The organism is Chryseobacterium aurantiacum, assembly GCF_003020585.1.
Taxonomy (GTDB): Bacteria; Bacteroidota; Bacteroidia; order Flavobacteriales; family Weeksellaceae; genus Chryseobacterium; species Chryseobacterium aurantiacum.
On sequence record NZ_PXUE01000001.1, the window covers coordinates 1214479 to 1238892 of the forward strand.

Here is a 24414-nt window from a genome sequence, read left to right on the forward strand (position 1 = left end):
TCATTGTTTACTTGCTAGTTTGATGTATTTTTTCATATCAAAATCAAAGAGCTCTTGTACTGTAACATTGAGTTCTTTGCTGATTATAAGTAGAGTGTCATATCGGGGATTAGTATTACCTCTTTCTAATTCTCCTATTGTTTTTTTTGCATGTCCAGTTCTTAAGCCTAGTTCTTCTTGAGAAATAGGCTTATTCGTTTCAGAATTTATAATTTTCTTTCTCAGTTCAGAAATTCTATAACCAAGAGCTTTTTTACAGTTATTAAGTTCGATTTCATTCATTAACTGTAAAATTCTAAGTTTGAAGTTAAAATTTAGGATACTTATATGTATCCTTTTTGTTTTTTTTTACTACATTTGTAAAATAAGTTACAATAAAGTAGCTTTGCGATACTTCAAAAAAATATAGAAGCTATTGCTTAGAATCTCGATCTGAAAACTGGTACTTTAAAGCAACGAGACGATAAGCAGGAAGCTCACGACCTAGGCGTGGGCTCTCTTATCTGTTGCAGGGTATACCAGTACCTCAGATCGGATATTGTAGAGTTCCATGCCGTTTTATTTTCATGCTGTTCTGCTTTTCTACAATTATCTTTTCTAAGCCTGTTTTCTACATTAAGTATCATGAGATGTTACAATGGGGTGTACAATCCATTGCGGCCTTAGGCTTTTCAGGAAAACACAATTTTGTCATATTATTTTTAGCTTCGTATGGGTAGGAGGTTCAGCATTTTTTGGGCTTCCTCCTTTACAGCCAGTAAAAATTTTTAACAGAAAACAAATCAAGCATGATGAAAAAAAGAACTATTACAAAAACACAATCCTACAATCCCATGAAAAAAATGATAACCACCTTTGAAACCAGCTTTTGGGCAGGGGATAAGAAACGCTCAGGATTGCAGCTGATGGAGACCTTCTTTCAGTTTCATGACCTTACAGCTTCCAAGAAAAGACTCAACAACATTATGAACTACGCGGTAAAGAGAAATAGCTGGATCAATGAGGATCCATCCGTTGTTTTTCAGTTTCACCAGTCTATACGGTCGTTTGTACGGGCAAGCTATCTTATTTATTTAAAGAAAAAGAAGCGGAGTATGAATGCCCCTTTGGAACCTGTTTCCCCATCTCTTCTCGGCTTGCTTTCTGAGAAAGAATATCAAAACCCTCTGCTGGTCTTCAAAAAGGCTTTCAGAGAATACAGCATCAAGGAGTTTGATTATTTTATGTCGGGTATTGTCTATTTCTCAATGGGAGTACATGACCATCTTCCGGAAAGGAATATTGTGAGCCCTTACATTCACCTCACTAAAATGCTGGATGCCGCCCATCTTATTCTTGAAAGAAAAGGGAAAGAATAGTACAAGTAGCTAAAAAGTAATAAAATAAGCTGCAATAGGCACTATGACTCAACGGTTTTTTATTGAGCAATCATCTTTAAATGAGAAAGAGACCCAATTGGATCTCTTTTTCATCTTACAAATAATATATATTGCTATAATGCTTTGCTGTTAAGTCTGGTATCCGCTACTTTTGTCAGGAGATTATTACATTTCTTCTCCTCGTTAAGCGTTGCCAGAAAGTTTTTGAGGCATACCTCTTCTTTTAATACTTTGGCGTAGGCAGCCAGTGTTCCGTAGGTAGCAATTTCATAATGTTCTACTTTCTGTGCTGCTGCTATAATACCGGCATCTCTCACGGCACCTGGTTTTGTTTCTTCCAAAATACTTTTACCCTCATCCAAAAGACCCTGCATGGCATCACATTTTTTTGCCTGAGCTCTTTTTTTCAATGACTTGAAGCATTCTTCAAGCCTTTTTACGTGAACAATGGTTTCCATGATATGGTTTTCAATGGCTGCCTTAAGCTTTTTATCGGTTGCATTTTTCTGCATTTTCGGTAATGATTTTACCAGTGCTTTTTCTGCCCAATAAATGTCTTTTAATGAATCTTCAAATAAATCCTTTAGTTCTTTTGCTGCATTTTTTTTAGCAGGTGTTTTTGAAGTTATTTTGGGTGGTGCCGATTTTTTGGGTTCTGCTTTTTTTGTTAATGTTTTAGTGGCCATACTATTATATTTAATGTTGTTTCTTTAATAAGTACAATTATAAGACCACCTTGTTTTTTGGGGTGATCTCCTGGTTTGTGGAAAATTTAAATTTTTATAGCAGATTATAGGTGAAATTTCTATTTTTACTTCTTTATAAAACTAATATGCTTGAAATCAATTTTTCAGTATTTCCGGAACTTGAAACGGACAGACTGAAACTCAGACGCGCTGATGTAAATGACATTAATGAATTGTTTGCCATGCGTTCTGATCCGGATATAATGAAATATATTCCCAGACCTTTAGCCACAGACCTTGAAGAGGCCGCAGAGCATCTCAAAATAATGGATGAAAAAATTACCGGTAATGAGATGATTAATTGGGCAATTACCTTAAAGGATAACCCCAAAATGATTGGCACTATAGGATATTATCATATAAAACCAGAACACTATCGGGCTGAAATTGGTTATATGCTGCTTCCGGATTATCAAGGGAAAGGGTATGTTACCGAGGCTATTGCTAAAGTTGTCAATTACGCATTCTCTACAATGAACCTGCATTCTATAGAAGCTGTAATTGATCCGGACAATGTGGCTTCAGCCAAAGTATTGGAGAAGTGTAACTTTATCAAGGAAGGACATTTTAAGGAAAATGAATTCTACAACGGACAATTTCTTGATACAATCATTTACTCGATATTGAATAAGTAAATATCAATGTAGAATAATTAATAATAGATAAATAAAGCAGCGCCATTAATTTCAATGGTGCTGTTTTTATTAGGGGGATTTTTTGGAGTCTTTCCATACAACTCCAATATTCAAAAGGAGTCTGTGTTCTATACATGTTTATGGTTTTGTAGAAAACTATTCACAATGATTTTTTCAGATCATATCATATCCATTAAGTTTTGCCACAAAGTAATGTTCAATTGTTTTTTGAGCTTTTTTGCACATAGATAAAAGAAGATCGATAGATGTATTTTCAAAGATAAAATCGTCCTGTGCTTTAACGATATATTCTGTGACTATCTCAATATCTATTAAATCGAATTCCTTAAGATCAGCTTTCAGCCTGTCTTCTTCTTTAAAAAAAGGGGTGTTGCGGAAAATGGAATTTTTGAACTGGAAAAGGTGTACTGTTTTCATAGGATAAGCTGATGATAAGTTGTAGGTTTAGACAAAGGGTTATTTGGGGAATTTATCTTTCATTTTTCCGGTAACCCATCTTTTAATCATGGTATGCTCTGACGGTAACCTGTACATACCTCCTGAAAGTATATTTAATAAGCTGCCCCAAAAGTTACTTTTTTTACTGAATTCATGGCTGTAATCTGTTAGTATATTCAAATATTCCTGCTCATATTCTCTTGCCTCTTTTAAGTTGTAATCTTTCGGGATATTCTGGATAATATCCATTGTGATTCTGTTGGATATTTTCGGGGTATATTTTTTTATAAAATCTGCTTCAAGCCTGCAAATACTTATAAGCGGGATGAGCAAAGAAAACATTTCATCATGAAAGGTACTTATGGATGTTTTCCAAGATAATCTTTCTTCTTCCGGTAACAGATGATTAGCCAGTTGGATTAGTTTTTCATGGTTCTCTTCCATATCATTAATATAGACTTTGTTTTGCTGCCAGAATATGGATAAATTAATTTTATTTTTGGTAATAATATTCCCCAGCATATACTCAAACTGGAGTTTAATATAATGTATGTTATCGCTTATATTGACTAAAACAGACTGCCACAGATTATGTTTGCTTAAGCTGCAGTGCGTACTGAATACCAATCTGGATTTGTTATTAAGATTCTGTAGTTCCTTTAGCATTCTAAGAATTTCTGTTGCATCTTTTTCTAAGGTAACATTGGCATTCCTGATATAGAATAAGGAGACAAACTGAGAGTAATAAGTTCTTCTTGAAGTATTTTTTTTACTTCTAAGCTGAAACCTGCTCTTTGGATGTTTATTCGGTTTTCTCATTAGAGCTTTAGTGTATATCATGTTTTTTTAGGGTCTCTTTTTCAAAGGATTTTTGTTGTACTCTTAATGAAATGAGGTATTGTCTCAGATCCTTAATGGTAATATTTTTTTCCTTTGCAGAAAAAAATAAAGGGGTTTCGTCTAAAAGCTCATACAGTTCCGGAAATTTTTTTTGAATTTCTACAGTGGTTTTGAATATTTTCCTTGTTAAGCTTGATATGTTGTTCATTTTATTCATAGCCGCTTTTTATTATTGTTAGAATCATTTTAAAGCGTTTATTCCCTTTTATAGAATTGGGCTTGTGGGCTGGAAGAATGATAGATTCTCCGTCTTCCAGAAAATAAGATCCACCATCTATAATTATTTCTGCTTTACCCTCAATGACTTGCACAACAGCATCAAAAGGGGAAATTTTTTCTGATAGCCCTTCTCCTTCATCAAAAGATAAGGCACTGATATTACCGGTTAGTTTTTCCAATATTGTTCTGCTGACAACAGAATTTGAAATATACTCTACAATATGACTGGTAATATATACTTTTGATTTCTCAAGTTCTTTATGATTCATCACATTTAGTTTAATGGTAAAAAGAGTAGTGGTAGTGTATACAAAAGGGATAGAACTGCCATTTTCTATCCCTGTTCCAGTTAAAAAACCTTTGATAAATATACTTTTTCACAGATTCTAACTGTATCTGAAAACAGTTTATGAAAGATTAATTTCTTTAATGATATTGAGAACTTCTTCACGGTTTTTTCTTAACCTGTTTCCAATTCTTTCAAGCATTTCTTTTTCTTTACCTTCTTCAAGCTTTAGATCGTAATCCGTTAATGTTGAAAATTTCTCTTTCAGTTGCTTTGACTGTGTAGTCCAGTCTTCCGTAATTTTGAAAGATTTGTCACCTTTGTTGTGGTTTGTGTCCATAATGTGGATTTTGGTATAACTTAATTGTTACTATACAAAGGTGGTTCTTTTATAGTGCATTGTATTATAGATTATTATTTTAATATTGCACATATCACACCTTTTAAAAATCTTTCAGATTCTTTTTTTCTGAGGCTCAGTTATTCCTATAAAAAGAAAAATGGGCCTCATATAATTCTGATAAGTGATTGATAATTTGTACCTTGCTACTTTACTGTTTTGAACAGGCAATATGAGTTTTAAGTTCAGACGTATTTACTTCTTTTCATTATTTGATATTTCCGCTAAACCCATCTATTAACAGCTTCAAACCCTTGATAAAAGCTCTCTTCACAATGGAAGTATAAACCGGTTGATTTTCTCTAAAAAGGATTTCAACTGTACAAAAATTATTATTGTTTTTTATGAATACAAAAAAATATTTAGGAATGTGGACATTTTTGGTTCCCATTTTGTCATGGCTCTTTTATTTTGGAAACCCTGTTTTTGCATCAGGTTATTATTCTGCTATTCTTGCCTTGTTTCTAATGGGAAGTGTTCTTGCTGCAGTTTATCATTCGGAAGTCATTGCTCACCGTTTGGGTGAACCTTTTGGAACCTTACTTCTTGCCTTTGCCATTACGGTAATAGAAGTAGGATTAATTATTTCCATTATGATGGGTGCCAAAGGTTTAGAAACCATTACCCTTGCCAGAGATACTGTTTTTGCAGCAGTAATGATTATCCTTAACGGTATTATCGGAAGCTGCATTGTAATAGGATCTTTAAGATACAGGGAACAAAGCTTTACACTGCAGGGAGTAAGCACAGCGTTAATTACCCTTACATCTGTGATTATCTTTGTACTGATCCTGCCCAATTATACGGTAAGCCATCTCGGAGGTGAGTATACTTCATTTCAGTTGCTTTTTATTGCACTGATTTCTTTGGGACTTTATCTGGGCTTTACAATGATTCAGACGCTTAGGCACCGAAGCTTTTTCATATCTCCACAAAATAAACTGTCGGGAAAGGAATCTGAACATGATGATCCTGAAAAATCTTCCAAAAAAGAGTTGTATATCAGTTGTATATTGTTAATTTTATGTTTAGGGGTGGTTGTTTTACTGGCAAAGCTTCTTTCGAAAGATGTTGAGCATATTGTGGTATCAGCAGGTGCACCAAGGTCTTTGGTGGGGATAATTATTGCCGGTATCGTACTTCTTCCGGAGGGTTTGGCCGCATTCCGAGCTGCAAAAAGTGATCAGATTCAAACCTCCTTAAATCTGGCGTTTGGTTCTGCTTTGGCAAGTATTGGGCTCAGCATTCCTGCCATTGCCATTATATCTGTAATAACAGGGATAAGAATGTCATTAGGAATAGATATCAAATCGACCATACTTTTGGGGCTGTCTCTTTTTATTATTACAGTTTCACTGGCAACGGGGAAAACTAATATTATGCAGGGGTTTGTTCTTATTGCCATATTTTTAATTTACCTTTTTATTACAATCGTACCTTAGATCTTACTTCTTCAAATATCAAATTAAACCATTTGTGTTCTAATTTAGCAGTTATTTTGGGAAGCAAAGCCTAGCCATAAGATAGCTAACTGTAGATTCGGCTCCCTGGTTAAGGTTCACATTCTTTTCCTCAAGTCCGTCATAGCATCCTCCTGTTGCAGGATTATATATTATTTGATGTAAATGATTCTTGCCTAGAAACCAACTAAAGGCAGTTTTCATCATGTCGAAGTATTTTTCGTCCTTAAAGACCTTGTAGAATGTAGATAATGCCAAGATTGTATAAGCAACGTCAATGGGTTGTTCTCCGCCAATTGTTTCACGGTTTTTTACGGTTTCTTTTTGAAGCCATCCTTTGTTAGATATTACCCGGATATTTCCTTTGATAAATATTTTAGAAAGCAGAAATTGAAAAGACTCATTTGCAGTTTGTTTATAAATATCTTCTTTAGTGGTGATCCATGCACATAATAAAGCTTCGGGTAATAAGCTGTTGCCATAGGTCAGGTAGCTTTCAAACCAATGCCAGTCATTATGCTTTTCATGCTGATACATTTTTACCAATCGGTTGGCCAGTTTTTTTAATAAGGGAATATTTTTTTCAGCATTTTGATAATGCAATCCCTTTATAATAAAAGCCATGGCTCTTGTGGAGTGGATTTTTTCCAGAGAGGGAAGACTTTTTTGTATGATTTCTTCTGCTTCATCAGAAAACTGTTGCGGTAAAATTTCCTTTAGTGAAAGTAAGTAACCTAATGACCAGAGGGCTCTTCCGTTGGAATCTTCAAGGTTGGTTTCATAATTCTGCTGTGCAAATTTTTTATGCTGATCCACATAGTTGAGAAAATTTCCATCAGCTTGTTGGCAAAACTTAATGGCATTCAGGTAAGTTGAAATCAATTCAAGATCTGATTCATCTCTGATTAATTCATAATGCCTACAAACAACAATCATGGCACGGGCATTATCGTCTAACGTATACCCCGAATCTATATCTGGTTTGTTGATTTTAGAAAACTGAATCATTCCAAAATCTGTTGTCATATTTTTGATATGGCTAAGATTGATGATAGGTAAGGTATAATTTAACTTTATTTTATTTCTGCTGTGCTGCTGAAATAATAATGCATGTAAAATGGAAGAATTTTCCCAGGCTGTCGGAGCCATTTTTTCCAGGCTTTTTGATCGTAGTTTTTCCTGTATATTCTCATTTTTCAATAAGCTGTTCACAGCTGCTGCGAGTTGTTCCGGAGCTTCAAAATCAATGATAATACCGGTGTCTTCTTTTAATACCTCCAGAGCATGCGGAATAGGCGTTGAAACAATGGGACATCCACAGCTGATAGCATAGGAAAAAGTACCGCTTACAGCCTGATTTCTGTCCTTTGAAGTAAAAAGATACACATTGGTAAGCTGGAGGTAATCTAATAGCTCATCCAGAGGTAAATACTGATTAATAAAGCAGGTATGTTTTTCCAAATGAAGCCTTTTAATGGTCTCCTGCAAAAAATCCCGATACTTTTCACCTTCATTTTTTATAATAGTAGGATGCGTCTTTCCAATAATCAAAAACATCACATCCGGATTTTTGGAAATGATTTCAGGCAATGCTTCTAAAGTTGTTTCAATGTTTTTACCAGAACCTAGCAGGCCAAATGTTGAAAGAACCTTTTTATCCTTAAGGCCGTACTTTGTTTTCAACGAAATTTTATCAATAAACGGCAATAAATGGGTACCATGGGGTATTACGGTAATTTTATCAGAAGGAATATCGTAGTCATTGGATAAGATTTCCGAAGAAATACCGGTCATTACAATAATAGATCGGGATAATCTGCTGATTTCTATTACTTTTTCTTTTAATTTCTGATCCGGTTTTGGCAGAACAGTATGAAAAGTGATGATGATATCTTTCTTTAAGCTCTGAAGAAAAAGAGATAATCCATTTTGGGTTTCATTAAAAAAGCCAAACTCATGCTGGAGCATAACAAGCTGGATATTGTCATTTTTATTGATCTTATCAGCCAGTTCCAAATAAGATATTGCATCTGATGTATTAAGGCTATATTCAATCTTTTCTGTGTACTGATAATTTTCATCCTCGGTTTCCATAGGACAAATAATTATTTTAAATGATTCTTTAAACTTTAGCTGAAGAGATCTTACCAAGTCCTGACAATACGTTGCAATACCACACACCTTAGGAGGAAAAGTACTGATGAAGACAATCTCAGGTCTATAATAAATTGTGTTTTTTTTGTTTTGAGCAGATCGTCTTTTTATCCTTTCCTCCACGTCTGAATTTATATTCTTATTCATTTTAGTTTTATTTTAAAATCTGATACTTCTAATTGATGGCCCGTTATGATGCGTATTGCAGTAGCTCTTTCAATAATTCTGAGATACTTAAAGAGGCAACAGCAATTCTTTTGTCTGCGGCCCCGTAATAAATATAGAGGGTATCACCGTCTGCAGCTGTTCCTGTTGGGAAGCAAACATTATTGACCTCACCTTTCAATTCCCATTTTTCCTCAGGCTTGAATAGAGGATAGGGTAGTCTTGAGATTTCTTTTTCGGGATTGTTAAGCTCCAATAAAGCAGCACATGCACTGTAAACATATCCCTCAATGGTATCATGAACGCCATGATATATCATTAGCCAACCATACTCGGTTTCAATTGGTGGGCATCCGCCGCCGATATAGCTTAACTCGTGATCATACTTTGGAGATAACAGGATATGATCTTTGAAGTTTAGAAGATAATCTTTCCAAAAATCAGGATTCAGGTCTTCCATATTTTCTATACCTACAAGCTGAATATCCGGTCTTATACGATGAAGAAAGTACAATTTACCGTTTATTCTTCTTGGAAAGAAAGCTACATTTTTATCCCATAGAAATACATCCTTATTGTCTTTATGACTTGGTGGAAGTTCATTGAACCGTTTGTATTTCTCTGCTATTGTTCCTTGGGTTTCGGATAAAAGCTTGAAGTTTTTATAGGAAATTCTAGGAACAATTATTCCTGCTTTTTGCCATGATTTCAGGTCTTTAGAGGTAGCTAATGTTCCTAATGCATTCATCCCGTCATAACTGGTATAGGTAAGGTAGAATAAATCATCAATTTTTACAATTCTTGGATCTTCAACACCCTGTTTTTCGTATGCAAACTCCGGGATGATAATAGGGGTCTCAAACCTGATTTCTAGAGTCTTATAATCTGATAGTATGCAATGTCCTATGCTGGAGAAATTATTCTTTGCTACTGCTCTGTAAAACACATGTATCTTGCCATTATCCTGAATAACAGCAGGGTTCAAAACCCCTTCACTCTCAAAATCCAGTGTGGTTTTCCTGAGTATAATTCCTTCTTTTTTTATAGTTACCATTTAGGTTCCGGCATTTCGGCCTTCGTTTTCTTTATCTTTTCTTTTGTTTATTTTATCTTCTCGCTTTTCTTTTGCAGATTTTGAGGGGGGTGTTTTGTCCGATTTCTTTTTTCCGTCTTTTTCTTTTGACATTGTGAAATATTTTTGTTAACTGTAAATTTCGATGATTAAAAAAGGAAGGCTTTGTAATAGTCTTTTAATTTGTTATATAAATCATAGATATTTCTAATTTAAAGGAGTAACTTTGAATAAATAACTGGAAATGAAATAATTGAAGGTTTATAGAATGTAAGGGTAATGAAGTTGTACATAAAATATATGGTAAGTTTGCGCTGCAAAATGGTTGTCTATCAGGAATTGGAAAGATTGGGCATTAAAAATGCTGTTGTAGATCTGGGCACGGTAGAATTATTGGATGATATCAGCGTTGAACAAAGATATATATTGAAAAAAAACCTGCTTAAAACAGGACTTGAAATATTGGATGACAAAAAAAGTATCCTGATCGAGAAAATAAAAAATGTAGTGATAGAAATGATTCACTATTCAGATTCTCTTCCAAAAGAAAATTTCTCAGATTATATAAGCGAAAAGCTTGGTTATGACTATACTTATCTGGCTAATACGTTTTCTGAGGTTAAAGGAATGACTCTGCAACACTTTATCATTATTAATAAAGTAGAAAAAATAAAAGAATTATTATTATATGATGAGCTTAATCTTACAGAGATCTCCTATAAGCTCAACTATAGCAGTGTAGCTCATCTATCTAATCAGTTTAAAAAAATAACTGGGCTTTCTCCTTCGTTTTATAAGCAATTGAAGCAAAAACGGCTTGGAAACCTGGAAGATTTGTAAAAGGTGTGATATATGTAAGATTATTATAAATATATATAGCTTACTGTATATAGAAACCATCATCTTTGTATTGAAGTATTGGATAAAAACAAAGATTCGATACTTATAATAAAGAAATTTTAGAATATCAGACATCAACCATGAAAGGTGATTAACATCCCTTGAATATACTCAATTTTCATAATGAGCTTATTAAACTCAGAAAATAGCCTATCTATTGGTAAGAGATTTTAATAAACTAAGGGATAGAAACCAATGGTCTCTGTCCTTTTTACTCATCCTTTATCTGCATATGTAGATTGATTCACAAGAAATTTCACAAAGAATATTATTATTTCCGAAAGATGAATCCATTTTAAAATAAAGGTGATCTGTGAGTAATAGACCTCTTTAAAGCAAAAAAAATTACACAGAATACAAAATTTCGAACATTATGGAAACAATACATCTTTTTCAGTTTAAAAACTCCATTTCCCGTAATATTCCCTTTTTTAAGGAAGAAAGTAAATTGGATAATTTGAATGATTTAATGACCTATGACCTAATGAATACTGAAAAAGTGACTGAGTTTATCGTTGAGGTTCACGAGGATTTCATTTTTGAAGATACCTCAAGAAAAGATCTTTTGCAGATGTGCAAAAATGCTAAAGAAATTATTGAGCATTATTTTGTAACTGATTTAAATGACTATGACGTTATTTGAAAGCCGTTTTTAGTGATCTTATAAAGTTTAATTTAGATAAAAGCATAAGCCATGAAATTCCAACAAAATTTACTTGAATATATAAGTACCTCCCTTATTACAGTAAACGAAACGGTCTCTATTGCAGAAGAGGTAACTTCAGGGTTAATACAATTTGCTTTTTCCCAAATGCCTAATGCCAGCTTATTTTACAAAGGAGGAATAACAACCTATACATTACCCGAAAAAGTAAAGTTCCTAAATATAGACAGAATTGAAGCCCATGAAGATAATTGTGTGACGCAAAATATAGCAGATGTAATGGCTGTAAATGGGGCTAAATCATTTGATACAGATTGGGGAATTTCATCTACAGGATATGCTATACCCGTAAGAAATTCAGGATTTAAAATTTTTTCTTTCTTTTCGTTTAGTTATAAAGGAGAAATTATACTTTCCAAACGCATAGAGCTTCATCACAAAACCAAGGCTTTAGATGCACAATTATACTATACAGAGTTTATTTTGGGCTGTTTTAAGAGTACTCTTAATCAAATATTAATCTCACATTAAATTTAATGAAAAGATAAAATACTGCTCCATTCTAAGTATTTTCTTTTGCTTGAAGAATTAATAAAAATGCGTGCATTCAGGGAGTGTTTCAAAAAGGAAGCAGAACATGGTTTTCATGTACTGGATCTTCAACTCTTATGGTTCCAATGCAAGAATGGCAAGATATACTGATGATGCTGTACGTTACCCATGGGCTTATGGAGTAGAGTTATCTTTATCGATCCCCATAGTGAATTTTTTAGTATGGCTTGCTCAAAATAGAATATCCAAAGTTGAAAAGTTTCAATGAGTTGGATTTTTAATTCGTAGAAGTACAAATACTTACACTTTTATTGCAGTATAAATGCCTACCGGCTACGGTATAAACACCTGATATGAAAATTAGAGATTTATACGCTAACATTCATTCTTTTTTAGCTGTTACTTTGGGATGTTCAAAAGAAGCTTCGAAACCCTGAACAAAAATGGCAGCCTCCGAAAAGCCGATAAAAGAGTAGGAAAAAAACCAAAACTTATTAATCATGAAAAATCCAGAACATGTTGCTCCCTTTGTAGAAGCAGCACAAATTATTACAGAATTAAAAGACAGGGCTAATGATATCCTATCAAGTGTTTTAAGTACAGATCTATCTGCCATCACTATTACCGGAAAAGGAAATTTTCCCTATTACTGGCAGGATCCGATTGACCTGAGATTTAATAAAAAAACGTACGACTGGATATCATCCAACCTGAGAGCCAATACAGAACCGGTTCAGTTAGATCAGGTATTCACCAATTATTTTATTGATGTTTTTTCAAAAGTTAATTATTCTTTATCCGAAGAAGATACCACAGTTCTAAATGCTGCCCACAAAAATGCTACAGATCAGCAAATGGCATTGCTTAGTGCCTGGGTGGCTGCCTATGGTTCACTTCCTCCTGCTACAGATACTATGCAGCCTATTGATATCATTATGGATAAAATTGCCACAGACTGGGCCAAGCCATCCACTACCTTATATGATATTCAGAAAAGTGATGATTTGGACCGTTTACTGAATAAGACACCGGCAAGCGGAAAACCTATTGTTCCTGTTTTGGCCAACTATCTGAATGCTCTGGGAGCTACAATATCTTTGCAGAACAATGTAACGATGAATAATGGCTATTTATCGAAAGTACTAAACAATGTACAGCATCCTAAAAAAGAAAACGGAGGGCTGCTATTGAATGACGGTCGCTTTTTACCATCTTTTCAGGTAACAACACCATTGAGCGATATTTTAAATGGTCTTAAAAATACTTCTCAGGATGCTCAGATCGATATGGAAATCTCGCGTGAGTCTGAAAGTAAATTTAGAGTTTCCGTAAACGGGAAAACAGGTTTCTCTATTCCTATCTTCGATTTCTTTACATTAGGAATTGGGGGTAATGCTAATTATTTCAGTGAAGATATTGCAACAAGCAAAAACTCGATCAAAATATCGATGTCTTTTACAGGAGTTACGCTTGTTACCTTCCTTCCTACAGATTTTAATATTGCAAGCAATTTGTACTGGGCATGGTTTGATCCTATCCGTAAAGCAGAACGAAACAGCAGAAACAAAGAGGAAGAAAAACATATCTCCGGATACAAGTTCTCTCCGGATCCTGCTACAAAATTCGGACCTGACGGGCCTTTTGGCTTACTGAACGGAGTTGCCATTTCTAATTATCCGTCTGTAGAAATTACAGTAACCGGTGAAGATTACAGAAGCATTCAGAAAACGTTTGAACAATCTTCTTCCGTATCGCTTTCCTTCCTGGGAATTCCTTTGGCGAGCGCTACAGAATCTACTTATTCTTCTTCTGTATTTGTAGATAGCTCAAAATCAACAATCAAGATTAAGCTAACGCCTCCTCAAAGTCTGATCGCCGGTAACAATGTAGATTCCATAGCCTGGGTTCTTGGGGGCATCGTAGATTATCCTGCACAGGAAAATAGTGATGTTGAGCTTCTTGCTAAAGGAGCCTATCCCAATTACCAACTGTATAAAGACAACAACGGAACTACCTTTTGCACCGTAAAAAAAGTAAAATCCCACGCCGTTGGAAGCGAGTGGGTAGGAGAGTGTCTTGCTGCTCACCCAGGAACAAGCTGCTCCGGAAAACCATGGACAAGCCCTAGACAGTCAGGGACCATCTGGCCATAAATAAACTATTTGTATAGAAAAAGCGCTCAATTTGAGCGCTTTTTTATGTGGTTAAAATTTTGCTTAGTGCTTGGTAAGTATTATAGCTTTTCCATCTGGCATTAGTGTTTTATATCCACTTGGACAACTGGCTACAATATCTCTGTCTTGTATAAAAACAAGCCTCATTTGGTTTAAATTATTAGGATCAGGGAAAGATATATAGACATATCCTTTGTCGTTACATTCTGCATTTCCTGAGTAATATAGTTGATACTTGGTTAAGCTTTTATCAAACTCTAATCCTTTAATCTTAGCATAGCTATCAGAAACATTTAAGTTATTTTTTATGATTGTTCCATCAGCTTTTTTAACTTGGATTCTTCCAATGATCAAATCACTATGTTTTCCACCATACCCTGCATAGTCTATTTCTTTAGTGAATTTAAATTCATATGACGTTCCATCTGTGTAATTTCCTTTCCAGATTCCTGTAAACTTGTTTAATCTATTATTTGTATCTTTTATAGAAGTGTAATTTGGACAATTTCCGCTTTCACACTGAGATACTTGGTCTAGAGAAATAACCTGTGCCTTACAAGAAAACACAGCAAATATTCCTAATATGATCATTCTACTTCTCACTATTGTTTTGTGAAAATTAAATCTTTTGTTTCTGGTAGATAGATGTTAATATCTGTACCAACTGGACATTTACTGCGATCAATTATTGTACTATTGGGAATATATTCCCATGAAATTTGTGTTGCATTGAGTTTTTTTAAAATAATTTTTCCATTGCCAACACTGCAATTTGTTCCACCATAATCAAGTATTGCTGCATTTTGACTGGGTCTAGTACCCATGCTATAAATGGTATGCATAATTTGGTTAGGTTGAAAATTCATATTTTGTGTATTCTGTATAATTGTCCCTGAAGAGTTTTTTATAGTATATTTTATAGAAATTATATCTTGATAATAGTTTTTTGTGTACAACTCAAAATACTTATAATCTTCTTTGGTAATGAATAAAGTAATGTTTTTCCCATTAAAATTGGTTACCCAAGTTCCTGTAAAGAAAACTAGTTCGTTAGCTAAATCTTTCATATATGAACCAGAGGGAACATCATCGGGGAATGTATTGAGTGGATATGTTTGCTGTGCCTTACAAGAAAACACAGCAAATATTCCTAATATGACCAGTTTATTTCTCACTATTGCTTTGTGAAAATTAAGTCTTTTGTTTCCGGAAGATAAATTGTTAAATCAGGATTTCCGGGACAGTTCTTTGTTGTTAAGACAGTAACATTAGGTTCGTAAGACCACGAAATCTGCGTATTATTAGTTTTCTGTAGGTTTATGGTTCCCCAGCCAATACCACAATTAGTTCCTGTATAATAAAAATTAACAATGTTATTATTAACATACATACTAATTATTGCATTTTTATCATATTCATTTTGAACATTATTATTATCTTGTAATAGCTCTCCATTAGAATTCTTTACTATATAACGTACATTCAATACATCCTGATAATGGTAATCTGTAGATTTAGGTGCCTTGAATATTTTATGCTCTTGCTTTGTAATAATTAAAGTAATGTTTTTCCCATTAAAATTGGTTACCCAAGTTCCTGTAAAGAAAGCTAGTTCGTTAGCTAAATCTTTCATATATGAACCAGAGGGAACATCATCGGGGAATGTATTGAGTGGATATGTTTGTTGGGCTTTATAAAAAGAAAGATTTATGAAAAGGCCAATTAATAATATATATTTCATAATATTCGAATTTAATTCTTTGTTATTGTGGACATGGAATATCAGTTGTAGTTCCATCATTTTTTTTAATTACTGTTGCTATTTTATTATTGGAGTCCACCTTTTGTAAAGTTACTTTATTTTCTAAACCCATTTTTTTTAGAGTATCAAAGAAAACTTTTTCTAAGCCTTTACTATTTAAACGATTTGTTGATTTATTACAATACACTCCTGAAGTATCCTTATTTAGGATATTCCAAGTACTTCTTAACATAGCTATATTCCAAACAGTAATATCTACCTCACTATAGCTTCCTGCTGGTGGTATATCAGCATGATTTCCATTGAAATGCATAATATAATGTACATCATTTGGAGCGACTATTCCAAAATAAGCATTTCCCATATTTCCTATATTTTGATATCTTACAATATCTAAAAAAGTATCAATATCAGTAGCAGAAAATATATCTACAGTTGTTCCTGTATGATTATGATAGCCCCCGTTCATTGTGGATGGGTCTCCAAAAACTACACTATGTTGACCATTCGGAGGTGTTGGTGTAGGAGGCCCTGTTTTATTATCTCGCCATCCTTTCTCTCCTCCTGTTCCGCTATTCAAATGATCTTTCAGATCTTTGACAATATTTTCTATTTTAGAATCCTGTATCATTTTTTTCGTCTGCTCACAAGGATTCGTATTATTGGGTGTATTCGGGTTGTTCCCACCGCTACCCCCATCGGTAAAGTCGCCATTTCCGCCACCCATGTCGTGCCCACCGTTACCTCCCGGATCATCAAACGGGTCAGGCTTGGTAAGCTGTGGTTTCTTGACAATAATGATAACATCTCCTACGTTGATGGGATTGTTACTGTCATTACGTGAAACCGTCTTGGCGCTATAATGATTTTGGAAGGTCTTTATCAGGAAAGAACGGTCAGGGTGATTGTCCTTGTATACATCAAAGTAAAGAAAATCCCTTTTTTCATTTATCACACCGCCTATTACTGCGGTTACCTTTCCGTCTGTAAGCATGGGGAATATTAGTAGCTTTCTGCCATTCTCCAGATCCATGTCCTGAGAGGAAACACTAAGATCCACGGTTCCATATTTGTTTTCCAGTTCGGTTTTCTTTTCCGGATAATTGCTGAAGTAGGCCAGCATGGAGTTGGCAAAGGGGAGTGCGTAGTTGTTGGATTCTGCATTTTTGGAAAGACTTCTTTCCTTTTCAAAGCGCTCAAAAAAGGCAATTTTCTCCTTTTGTGCTTGCTCTGTGCCTGTCAGCATCTCATCTGTTCTGCAGGAATTGAGTGAAATAGATAATGTGGCGAGCGCTAAAAGCCCGTAGACTAAATTTTTCTTCATAAGCATTTGTTTTTTGGTAAATATAACAATTAATTCTTTTTTGTGTGATTTTTTTAACACGGGCTAAAGTAAATAATTAATGCGTTACCCCCTTACGGAAATCCGTATGGAAAGAGAATCTGTAACATATCTGCAAGTGTGTACATGTTGTACCTACTTTACAGGGCAGTTAGCAGGGATAAAATCTTCCCATGAAATTAACTTGCATGGCTGTTTTTCTTTATTTTTTTTCGTGTTTTGAAGCTGGTCTTTTCATCATCTCTTCCTGTACCCCGTTCCATAACCCTCTCCAGGGACTATGATAAGGGGCGACACCCTCTGAATAAGGGGCTGGAGCCCGTTGGGCAAGTACCTTTAGCCCCTTATGCAACCGGTTCTACCCCCTTGCCTAAGGGGGTATAGGCCGTTAAGAAGACCCTCTAGGGGGTTAGGGAAGTATCTCTAGCCCCTTATACAACTGGTTCTACCCCCTTGGGTAAGGGGGTATTTGTGGTTTCTCAACTGGTTATTGGCAGTTGGGAAGAAGCTTGAGATAGTTGTGGAATTGCCGAGAAGCACTTTGGAACGGTCTGAAATTAGTTTTGGAAGTGTCGCGAGGCATTTATACAAATGCTTCCATCCATTGGAAAAGTGGGTATTTGTAGTTCCTCAACTAGTTATCGGCAATTGGGAAGAAGCTTGAGATAGTTGTGGTATTACCCAGCGGTACTTTGGAACGGCCTACAGTTCTTGTAGTGAGGTTTTTAATGAATTATATGTTCTTGTTTGAAATAAAATCTCCGAAGTTGGGTGACTTCGGAGAGAGGCTTAAATTACTTATTCTACTTTTGCTGACTCAATATGACCTATTATAAATATACTAAACTTTTTGTTTTTGTGATAATATTGCATTCTGTTAGCTCATAAGCTAAAAGAAAAAGTTTTTATACTTTTTCTTTTCTAATGAGATTTGAATATAAAAATATAATTATATATTTAATTTCTAGAGATTATCAATGTTTATAACATTTTCTTCACCAAACCAAGCTACTGCAGTTTTTATAACAGATGGTTTGGGCTTATGATAAAAAATAGCTAGTTTTTCTTTAGATCGAGTACAACAAACATAAAATATTTTGCTCGTTCTTTCTTTAATTTTAGGATAATTTGACAATTTTGATTTTGTCTTTGCCTTTCCGTCAACCAAAGATTGATATACTGTTCCATCATCAAAAACATATTCAAAATTATAATTATTCCAACCACCTCTATCTAATATGACAAGGACTTTTTCAAATTCTCTTCCTTTTGTTTTATGTTGAGTTGAGAATGGTGTAAAACCTTCTAAATAATTATATAGATTAATGAATTCATAATATTTAACCTTAGAAATTCTATTATAAACATATTGCTTATTTTGTATAAATTCATAGAGTTTATCGTCAGCATAAACCAATTTATATTCATTTGCTTTTTCAATTACATCACCAATCGTTTTTTCATCAGTTTTTGAAAGAGCTTCTATATGATTTTGTAATATTTTTTTGTCTTCAATTGAATTAATCTTATAATCTGTAATTTTCAAAAATTCATTATATCTCTTTTCATTGTAAAGCCTTATACAATTTTGGATTTTAAATAAATGTTTTAATAAGTTATCTCTTTTTGTTCCTTTCTTGATTAAGTCTTTTTCATTTTGTTTTTTATCGTCCGTAAGAATATCACTATTTAGGTAAATTTTTCTAAATGAATTAAATTTATATGATTTAGCTTCGTTAAATAGATCAATATTTGCATTAATGAAGTCAGACATTTTACCATCATTAGGAACTCGTCCAGATTTTTTTATGGCATCTCCAAAAGTATCATTTTCATCAATTTGAATTTGTGGATTATTTTTTAAGAAAACATCGACAAGATATTTATATACTAGTATTTGGTCATTGTTATAAATGTCCATTAAGGATCCAAATTGAGATTCTTTTGCTATAAGATTATGAGTTAGATTTAACTCTTTACACTTTAAATTCCCGTCTTTATCCCTCTCATTAAAATCCCATTCTAAAAATTTTCTAACTTTATCCAAATTATTTTCCGCAGAATATAAAAATCTAATTTCCCCTTCTTTAATTGTACCATCTTCATTCATATTTGGGGGAATAGGGTTCGTTTTTTCCAATTGCGGTAATTGTTCTAGACCATCATTTCTTACTTTATTAGCTAATTTAATTACATTAATTGGACTTCTTCTATTTTCTAGCTTCTTAACTTCTTGAACCAAGTAATTACCTTCATTTTCTTTATACTTATTTAAATCTCCAATACCGTCTTCGTAGATAGATTGCATTGCATCTCCGAAAAAACCTATTATATTTTTTTTTGACCCCTTTCTGAAGTGATCTAGAAAAATCCTTATCACTAATTCGCTAGTATCTTGATACTCATCGATCAATATGAAATTAAATTTGTCTTTTATTACATCACATAATTTTTCATAATTTTCAAATAAATATTCAGCTATTACTAATAGCTCATCATGTGAAATTATTCCTTTAGATAAATTTAGATTTTCCATATATCTAATACCTTCGGAAAACATTTCTATATTGGGGTTTTCTATATTTATTTTTTTCTGCAAGGGATTATTAGCTAGGGTAACTATTGCATATTTTAATTCGTTTTGAAAATTTTTTATACAATTCCATAAGAAGTCGTGAATGGTTAAAACCTGTAAGTTTTTATGATCTATACGCTCTTCAATTTCTTTAACAGCAGAATTCGTATATGTGATACAGGCAATCTTATGATTTGGAAACTTATCAATTATTCCAATTATGCACTGTACTAAGGTATATGTTTTTCCACTTCCAGCTCCACCACTTAATAAAAAATTATCTCCTTTTTCTATATGATCAAAAATCCGATCTATTTCATTTTTTAATTCTCTTTCAGCCATAACAAACCTTCTTTTATATATTCAGGAATTTCCCAATTAGAATAATCATCATTACTATGATATAAGATATCTAAAGCAAAATGGGTTTTTTTATTAATACATTCGTTTGCTAAATCATAAGAATCTTTATTTTCATCATCAAAATGTCTAGGATTTTTAATTCCTTTAAAGCTACCTATTTTATTAACGATTAAATTTTTATTTTGCGATATAGCTAAAAAAGAATCTTCAAAGCTTCTTGCGGTATATCCATTATAATCAGTCTGATAAGTAATACATACAGTGCCATTTTCATTTGGAATCCATTTATCATCTGTTTTAATCAAACATTTATCTTTTAATGTGAGAGATTTTAATTCTTCAAGAGTTTTATTATTTAAGAAGAATTTAAGTGCTGGATTTGTATAATTATCCCCTATTGCGACACGACAGGCTTCACCTTTTGTGATTTCTTTATCATTTTTATTTAGTTTTTTAACTTTACGAGTACTATCTAAATCAGTAACAATAAGTGTTTTAATACCTATAAAATCTATAAAAAGTTCAAATATATCAGAATAGGCTCCAACCTCAATGATTGAAATATTTTGAGATAGTAATGGGATTTTTTTATCTTCTTTATCAGATTGAGACAAATGAATGTCTATTTTCTTCATTATTGTTGGTAGAAGTATACGTTCTGTATCTCCTTCTATTAATATTGCTTTATCGGCAAAAAAAATTTCAGCTCTGCTTATAGTAAGATATTGTTTAAGAAATTGATATTGCTTCCCAGTATCATCATATATCTTTTTTAAATCCTTTAAATTTTTAGAAGTTATTGTATCTGTCTTTTTTAAATATTTAATTTCATCAAAATTACTATCTGCAACAATATGAGAAGAATGTGTAGAAATTATTGTCTGTAAACTACGGCAAATCTCAAATTCTACATTATCAGTATTTTTTATTTTTTTTGATATTTTATCTTCAACAATTGTTCTAATGTTTTTTATAAAAACATATTGCATTTGTGGGTGAGTATGTGCTTCAGGTTCTTCTATAAATAATAAATTAATATCCGAGGGAGCTTCTAATGTAGATCGTTGAAATTCGTACTTTTTTATTTCAATTTCAAAGATCATGCTTATAAGGTTTAAATAACCTAGACCATTATATTGCTCTGGCAAATCTGATAGATCATGCTTATAATAAACAGTTGTATTACCTTTTAAAAGTTCTTTTGATTGTAATGTGGAAAGTACACTTAATATTGATTCATTCTCACGTATTCCTCCTAAATTCTTTATTTTAACAATTATATCTTCGAAGAAGGTTTCATAAATTTTTGATAATTCTTCATCAGTATTAATTATGGTATCATAGAAATCATCTATTTTCTTAGCTTCACTTTCATCATTTTCTTTTCTTTCGTATATCTTGGATGTTTGTAATGATAGTGTTTTATCTGTTTCTTTATTAGTAACATCTCTTGTAGCTGAAATGTATTTGAAACTAATAAAATCAGATATTTTCAAGTCTTCAATTAATATATAATTATCCTCAATTATTTTGTGTGAAGTCTTATCATAAAAAATTGATTTTTTCCTAGTTTCAAAATATTTTTGATAATGTAATTTGAAAAATTCTAAAAATCCTTTTATATTATATTTTTTAGGTGGCTTACAAGCTTCTGCCTCAGCTTTTTTAACATTTTCACGATGTTTATATTGTGCTAAATCTTTTCTGATTCCTAAATAATTTTTATAACTTAAATAATAATCAAATCCTAATACAATGTGGTTATTTTCGGAATCAAGATCTAACATTAATTTTTGAATATTGATGAAATTATCAGTATTATTATACAATACTAATATTCTTAATGAAATACCATTGTAGCATTTAAGATACTCTTCTTCAGAAAGTTCTGTAGGATCTTCAATAAGAGTTTGCAATTGTTGTTTAAAGGACAAATTAAAGTCTTCAATTGAAAAATTATTCTTATCACTTTGATTTAGAAACTTATCCAGAACTGTAAGAATAGAAGTTTTACCCGAGTTGTTTTTTCCTATAACCAACGAGATTTCATCTTCTAAGTCAATTTGAACATCAGAAAGTATTCTAAAGTTTTTAATAAAAAGTTTTTTTATTTTCATGGTTACTATTTAGTAAAGAGAATCTTACAAATTAATGGAATAGAAAACAATCTTTTCAAATTCAAAATTTTCCGATTCTTTGTCAAATCCTCTACTTACAGCATATGTTTTTCCATGAATTTTATGAAAACCTTTATAATACTTTATCATGTAATCTAAAAATTCTTTAACTTGATATTCCGTAACATTTATATCTAAATTTCTATACAATTCAACCCATTCCTCTATTGATAGATTATTAATATATTGGGTCATAAGATTTTGATTTGTACTATCTTGACAATGTGATATTAACTTATTGAATAAATCAATTTCAATTTCTGTTTCTAGTACTTTTTTAAAGTCTTTAATTTTTTCTATTATGGGTTCCATACTTATTTGTTTGTTAATGTTTTGAGGGAAGAAAAAATTTATCTTATCAATTCGCATAACATTCTATCTATTTGTTCTTCCGGTGAGTAGTTTTTAAATCAAGTTTATAAATAGTATATGTTTTCTTTTATCCAATATTAAAAATTGCTGTATAATGTCAAATGTACACAATACATCATATTTGTAGTTTACGGCTTTCCGTAAACTGCAAAAATAAAAATCACCACAAAACTTTCAATCCGTATTTTCACGGAATTTCTTAAAGATTTCATCATAAAAAAATCCCAACTCTCGTCGGGATTTATTCATTTATAAGTTTAAAAAAATCAGATAAACTAATCTTTCTCGTTTCACACATTTTAAAGAGTGTTTCAACAGGTATTCTATAGGTTCCTTCGCCTTTTATTTTTCTAATAGTGCTTTCTTCAACACCATGGTTTTTTGCAAAAGAAGTTTGTGACTTGCCTTCTTGAAGCCAAGGGATCAACCATTTTTTTGTAATGTATGAGCAAATTTTCTCGTTTATATCTGTCATATAAACAAATGAAACAATTAATAAATAAAAAATTACGGCCGATCGACCGTAATTAAATTGTTTTTATTACATTTGTAAGATAAGCTACATTAAAGTAGCTTTGCGATACTTCAACGAATAAAAGAAGCTATTGCTTAGAATCTCAATCTGAAAACTGGTAATTTAAAGTATACGAGACGATAAGCAGGAAGCTCACGACCTAGGCGTGGGTTCTCTCCCTTATCTGTATACAAGGTATACCAGTACCTCAGATTGGATATTGTAGAGTCCCATGCCGTTTTATTTTCATGCTGTTCTGCTTTTCTACAATTATCTTTTCTAAGCCTGCATTCTCACATTAAGTATCATGAGATGTTACAATGGGGTGTACAATCCATTGCGGCCTTAGGCTTTTCAGGAAAACACAATTTTGTCATATTATTTTTAGGTTCGTATGGGCGGGAGGCTCAGCATTTTTTGAGCTTCCTCCTTTACAGCCCATAAAATCGTTAACAGAAAACCAATAGTATCTAGCACAGAAGAATTACAATGCAATTCTGCTTTCATAGGTATCGTGAAATGTTCATGATGCATAATGCGCTGTGCCCAATCCAAAACCACCCAAGCATGATGAGAAAAAGACTTATTACAAAAACACAACCCTACAACCCCATGAAAAAAATGATAACCACCTTTGAAACCAGCTTTTGGGCAGGGGATAAGAAACGCTCAGGATTGCAGCTGATGGAGACCTTCTTTCAGTTTCATGACCTTACAGCTTCCAAGGAAAGACTCAACAACATTATGAACTATGCGGTAAAGAGAAATAGCTGGATTAATGAAGATCCGTCCGTTATCTTTCAGTTTCACCAGTCTATACGGTCGTTTGTACGGGCAAGCTATCTTATTCATTTAAAGGAAAAAAAGCGGAGTATGAATGCCCCTTTGGAACGTGTTTCGCCCTCTCTTCTCGGCTTGCTTTCTGAGAAAGAATATCAAAATCCTCTGCTGGTCTTCAAAAAGGCTTTCAGGGAATACAGCATCAAGGAGTTTGATTATTTTATGTCGGGTATTGTCTATTTCTCAATGGGGATCTACGATAATTTACCGGAAAGAAATATTGTAAGTCCCTACATTCACCTCACTAAAATGCTGGATGCCGCACACCTTATTCTTGAAAGGAGAGGAAAGACTTAATGAAACT

General features: G+C 33.0%; 27 protein-coding genes. 9 read left to right on the forward strand and 18 right to left on the reverse strand.

Features of this window, described 5'->3' with window-relative positions; translation table 11 throughout:
- Positions 1 to 282, reverse strand: coding sequence for a helix-turn-helix domain-containing protein (locus tag C7D53_RS05375; RefSeq protein ID WP_106915331.1), 282 nt, complete (start codon positions 280 to 282; stop codon positions 1 to 3).
- Between the two features lie 506 nt (positions 283 to 788).
- Here C7D53_RS05375 and C7D53_RS05380 point away from each other — a divergent pair.
- Positions 789 to 1358: a hypothetical protein gene (locus C7D53_RS05380; protein ID WP_106915332.1), complete on the forward strand. Its 570-nt coding sequence runs from the start codon at positions 789 to 791 to the stop codon at positions 1356 to 1358.
- A gap of 134 nt (positions 1359 to 1492) precedes the next feature.
- Here C7D53_RS05380 and C7D53_RS05385 read toward each other — a convergent pair whose 3' ends face one another.
- A complete protein-coding gene (locus C7D53_RS05385; protein ID WP_106915333.1) occupies positions 1493 to 2065 on the reverse strand; it encodes a YciE/YciF ferroxidase family protein in 573 nt (190 codons plus the stop codon).
- 146 nt (positions 2066 to 2211) lie between these two features.
- On the opposite strand from C7D53_RS05385, the gene C7D53_RS05390 reads away from it, so the two are divergent.
- The gene (locus C7D53_RS05390) at positions 2212 to 2760 is read left to right on the forward strand and encodes a GNAT family N-acetyltransferase (protein WP_106915334.1); all 549 of its coding nucleotides are present in this window, start codon (positions 2212 to 2214) and stop codon (positions 2758 to 2760) included.
- A 174-nt stretch (positions 2761 to 2934) separates the two neighbouring features.
- Here C7D53_RS05390 and C7D53_RS05395 read toward each other — a convergent pair whose 3' ends face one another.
- The 5 genes from C7D53_RS05395 to C7D53_RS05415 form a co-directional block, all read right to left on the reverse strand.
- Positions 2935 to 3198 carry a heme oxygenase gene (locus C7D53_RS05395; protein ID WP_106915335.1) on the reverse strand — a complete coding sequence of 88 codons (264 nt, stop codon included), beginning with the start codon at positions 3196 to 3198 and terminating at the stop codon, positions 2935 to 2937.
- 39 nt (positions 3199 to 3237) lie between these two features.
- Positions 3238 to 4059, reverse strand: a complete 822-nt coding sequence (locus C7D53_RS05400; protein ID WP_106915336.1) for a hypothetical protein — start codon at positions 4057 to 4059, stop codon at positions 3238 to 3240.
- Positions 4046 to 4276, reverse strand: coding sequence for a hypothetical protein (locus C7D53_RS05405; protein ID WP_106915337.1), 231 nt, complete (start codon positions 4274 to 4276; stop codon positions 4046 to 4048). Before C7D53_RS05405 ends, C7D53_RS05400 begins: the two co-directional genes overlap by 14 nt.
- Positions 4269 to 4607, reverse strand: coding sequence for a cupin domain-containing protein (locus C7D53_RS05410; RefSeq protein ID WP_106915338.1), 339 nt, complete (start codon positions 4605 to 4607; stop codon positions 4269 to 4271). Before C7D53_RS05410 ends, C7D53_RS05405 begins: the two co-directional genes overlap by 8 nt.
- 138 nt (positions 4608 to 4745) lie before the next feature.
- Positions 4746 to 4964, reverse strand: coding sequence for a hypothetical protein (locus C7D53_RS05415; protein ID WP_106915339.1), 219 nt, complete (start codon positions 4962 to 4964; stop codon positions 4746 to 4748).
- 404 nt (positions 4965 to 5368) lie between these two features.
- On the opposite strand from C7D53_RS05415, the gene C7D53_RS05420 reads away from it, so the two are divergent.
- Entirely contained in the window at positions 5369 to 6466 is a 1098-nt protein-coding gene (locus C7D53_RS05420; protein WP_106915340.1) for a calcium:proton antiporter, read from the forward strand.
- A gap of 51 nt (positions 6467 to 6517) precedes the next feature.
- Here C7D53_RS05420 and C7D53_RS05425 read toward each other — a convergent pair whose 3' ends face one another.
- The 3 genes from C7D53_RS05425 to C7D53_RS21205 are packed head-to-tail and all read right to left on the reverse strand — an operon-like array spanning position 6518 to position 9989.
- Entirely contained in the window at positions 6518 to 8785 is a 2268-nt protein-coding gene (locus C7D53_RS05425) for a glycosyltransferase (protein ID WP_106915341.1), read from the reverse strand.
- Between the two features lie 43 nt (positions 8786 to 8828).
- Positions 8829 to 9857, reverse strand: a complete 1029-nt coding sequence (locus C7D53_RS05430; RefSeq protein ID WP_106915342.1) for a glycoside hydrolase family 130 protein — start codon at positions 9855 to 9857, stop codon at positions 8829 to 8831.
- Complete coding sequence (locus tag C7D53_RS21205; RefSeq protein ID WP_262497853.1) at positions 9858 to 9989, reverse strand: hypothetical protein; 132 nt, start codon at positions 9987 to 9989, stop codon at positions 9858 to 9860.
- A 165-nt stretch (positions 9990 to 10154) separates the two neighbouring features.
- On the opposite strand from C7D53_RS21205, the gene C7D53_RS05435 reads away from it, so the two are divergent.
- From C7D53_RS05435 to C7D53_RS05455, 5 genes are all read left to right on the forward strand, one after another.
- Entirely contained in the window at positions 10155 to 10715 is a 561-nt protein-coding gene (locus C7D53_RS05435) for a helix-turn-helix domain-containing protein (protein ID WP_228422192.1), read from the forward strand.
- A gap of 433 nt (positions 10716 to 11148) precedes the next feature.
- Positions 11149 to 11418: a heme oxygenase gene (locus C7D53_RS05440; RefSeq protein WP_106915344.1), complete on the forward strand. Its 270-nt coding sequence runs from the start codon at positions 11149 to 11151 to the stop codon at positions 11416 to 11418.
- Between the two features lie 51 nt (positions 11419 to 11469).
- Entirely contained in the window at positions 11470 to 11970 is a 501-nt protein-coding gene (locus C7D53_RS05445; RefSeq protein ID WP_106915345.1) for a CinA family protein, read from the forward strand.
- A gap of 115 nt (positions 11971 to 12085) precedes the next feature.
- A complete protein-coding gene (locus C7D53_RS05450; protein WP_162926090.1) occupies positions 12086 to 12259 on the forward strand; it encodes a hypothetical protein in 174 nt (57 codons plus the stop codon).
- Positions 12260 to 12491: 232 nt separating this feature from the next.
- A complete protein-coding gene (locus C7D53_RS05455) occupies positions 12492 to 14144 on the forward strand; it encodes a hypothetical protein (RefSeq protein WP_106915347.1) in 1653 nt (550 codons plus the stop codon).
- Between the two features lie 63 nt (positions 14145 to 14207).
- On the opposite strand, the gene C7D53_RS05460 is transcribed toward C7D53_RS05455, so the two are convergent.
- From C7D53_RS05460 to C7D53_RS05495, 8 genes are all read right to left on the reverse strand, one after another.
- Positions 14208 to 14756 carry a DUF6705 family protein gene (locus C7D53_RS05460; RefSeq protein ID WP_106915348.1) on the reverse strand — a complete coding sequence of 183 codons (549 nt, stop codon included), beginning with the start codon at positions 14754 to 14756 and terminating at the stop codon, positions 14208 to 14210.
- 11 nt (positions 14757 to 14767) lie between these two features.
- Complete coding sequence (locus C7D53_RS05465) at positions 14768 to 15340, reverse strand: DUF6705 family protein (protein WP_106915349.1); 573 nt, start codon at positions 15338 to 15340, stop codon at positions 14768 to 14770.
- Positions 15340 to 15906, reverse strand: a complete 567-nt coding sequence (locus C7D53_RS05470; protein WP_106915350.1) for a hypothetical protein — start codon at positions 15904 to 15906, stop codon at positions 15340 to 15342. Before C7D53_RS05470 ends, C7D53_RS05465 begins: the two co-directional genes overlap by 1 nt.
- A gap of 22 nt (positions 15907 to 15928) precedes the next feature.
- The gene (locus C7D53_RS05475; protein ID WP_162926091.1) at positions 15929 to 17251 is read right to left on the reverse strand and encodes a hypothetical protein; all 1323 of its coding nucleotides are present in this window, start codon (positions 17249 to 17251) and stop codon (positions 15929 to 15931) included.
- Between the two features lie 982 nt (positions 17252 to 18233).
- Positions 18234 to 20186 (reverse strand): UvrD-helicase domain-containing protein, encoded by a 1953-nt coding sequence (locus tag C7D53_RS05480; protein ID WP_106915352.1) that lies wholly within the window; start codon positions 20184 to 20186, stop codon positions 18234 to 18236.
- The gene (locus tag C7D53_RS05485; protein ID WP_106915353.1) at positions 20168 to 22324 is read right to left on the reverse strand and encodes an ATP-dependent nuclease; all 2157 of its coding nucleotides are present in this window, start codon (positions 22322 to 22324) and stop codon (positions 20168 to 20170) included. The genes C7D53_RS05480 and C7D53_RS05485 overlap by 19 nt, the downstream gene beginning before the upstream one ends.
- A gap of 24 nt (positions 22325 to 22348) precedes the next feature.
- Positions 22349 to 22696: a hypothetical protein gene (locus C7D53_RS05490; protein WP_106915354.1), complete on the reverse strand. Its 348-nt coding sequence runs from the start codon at positions 22694 to 22696 to the stop codon at positions 22349 to 22351.
- A gap of 301 nt (positions 22697 to 22997) precedes the next feature.
- Positions 22998 to 23231 carry a transcriptional regulator gene (locus tag C7D53_RS05495; RefSeq protein WP_106915355.1) on the reverse strand — a complete coding sequence of 78 codons (234 nt, stop codon included), beginning with the start codon at positions 23229 to 23231 and terminating at the stop codon, positions 22998 to 23000.
- 606 nt (positions 23232 to 23837) lie between these two features.
- Here C7D53_RS05495 and C7D53_RS05500 point away from each other — a divergent pair.
- Positions 23838 to 24407, forward strand: a complete 570-nt coding sequence (locus tag C7D53_RS05500) for a hypothetical protein (RefSeq protein ID WP_162926092.1) — start codon at positions 23838 to 23840, stop codon at positions 24405 to 24407.
- Positions 24408 to 24414: the final 7 nt, after the last annotated feature.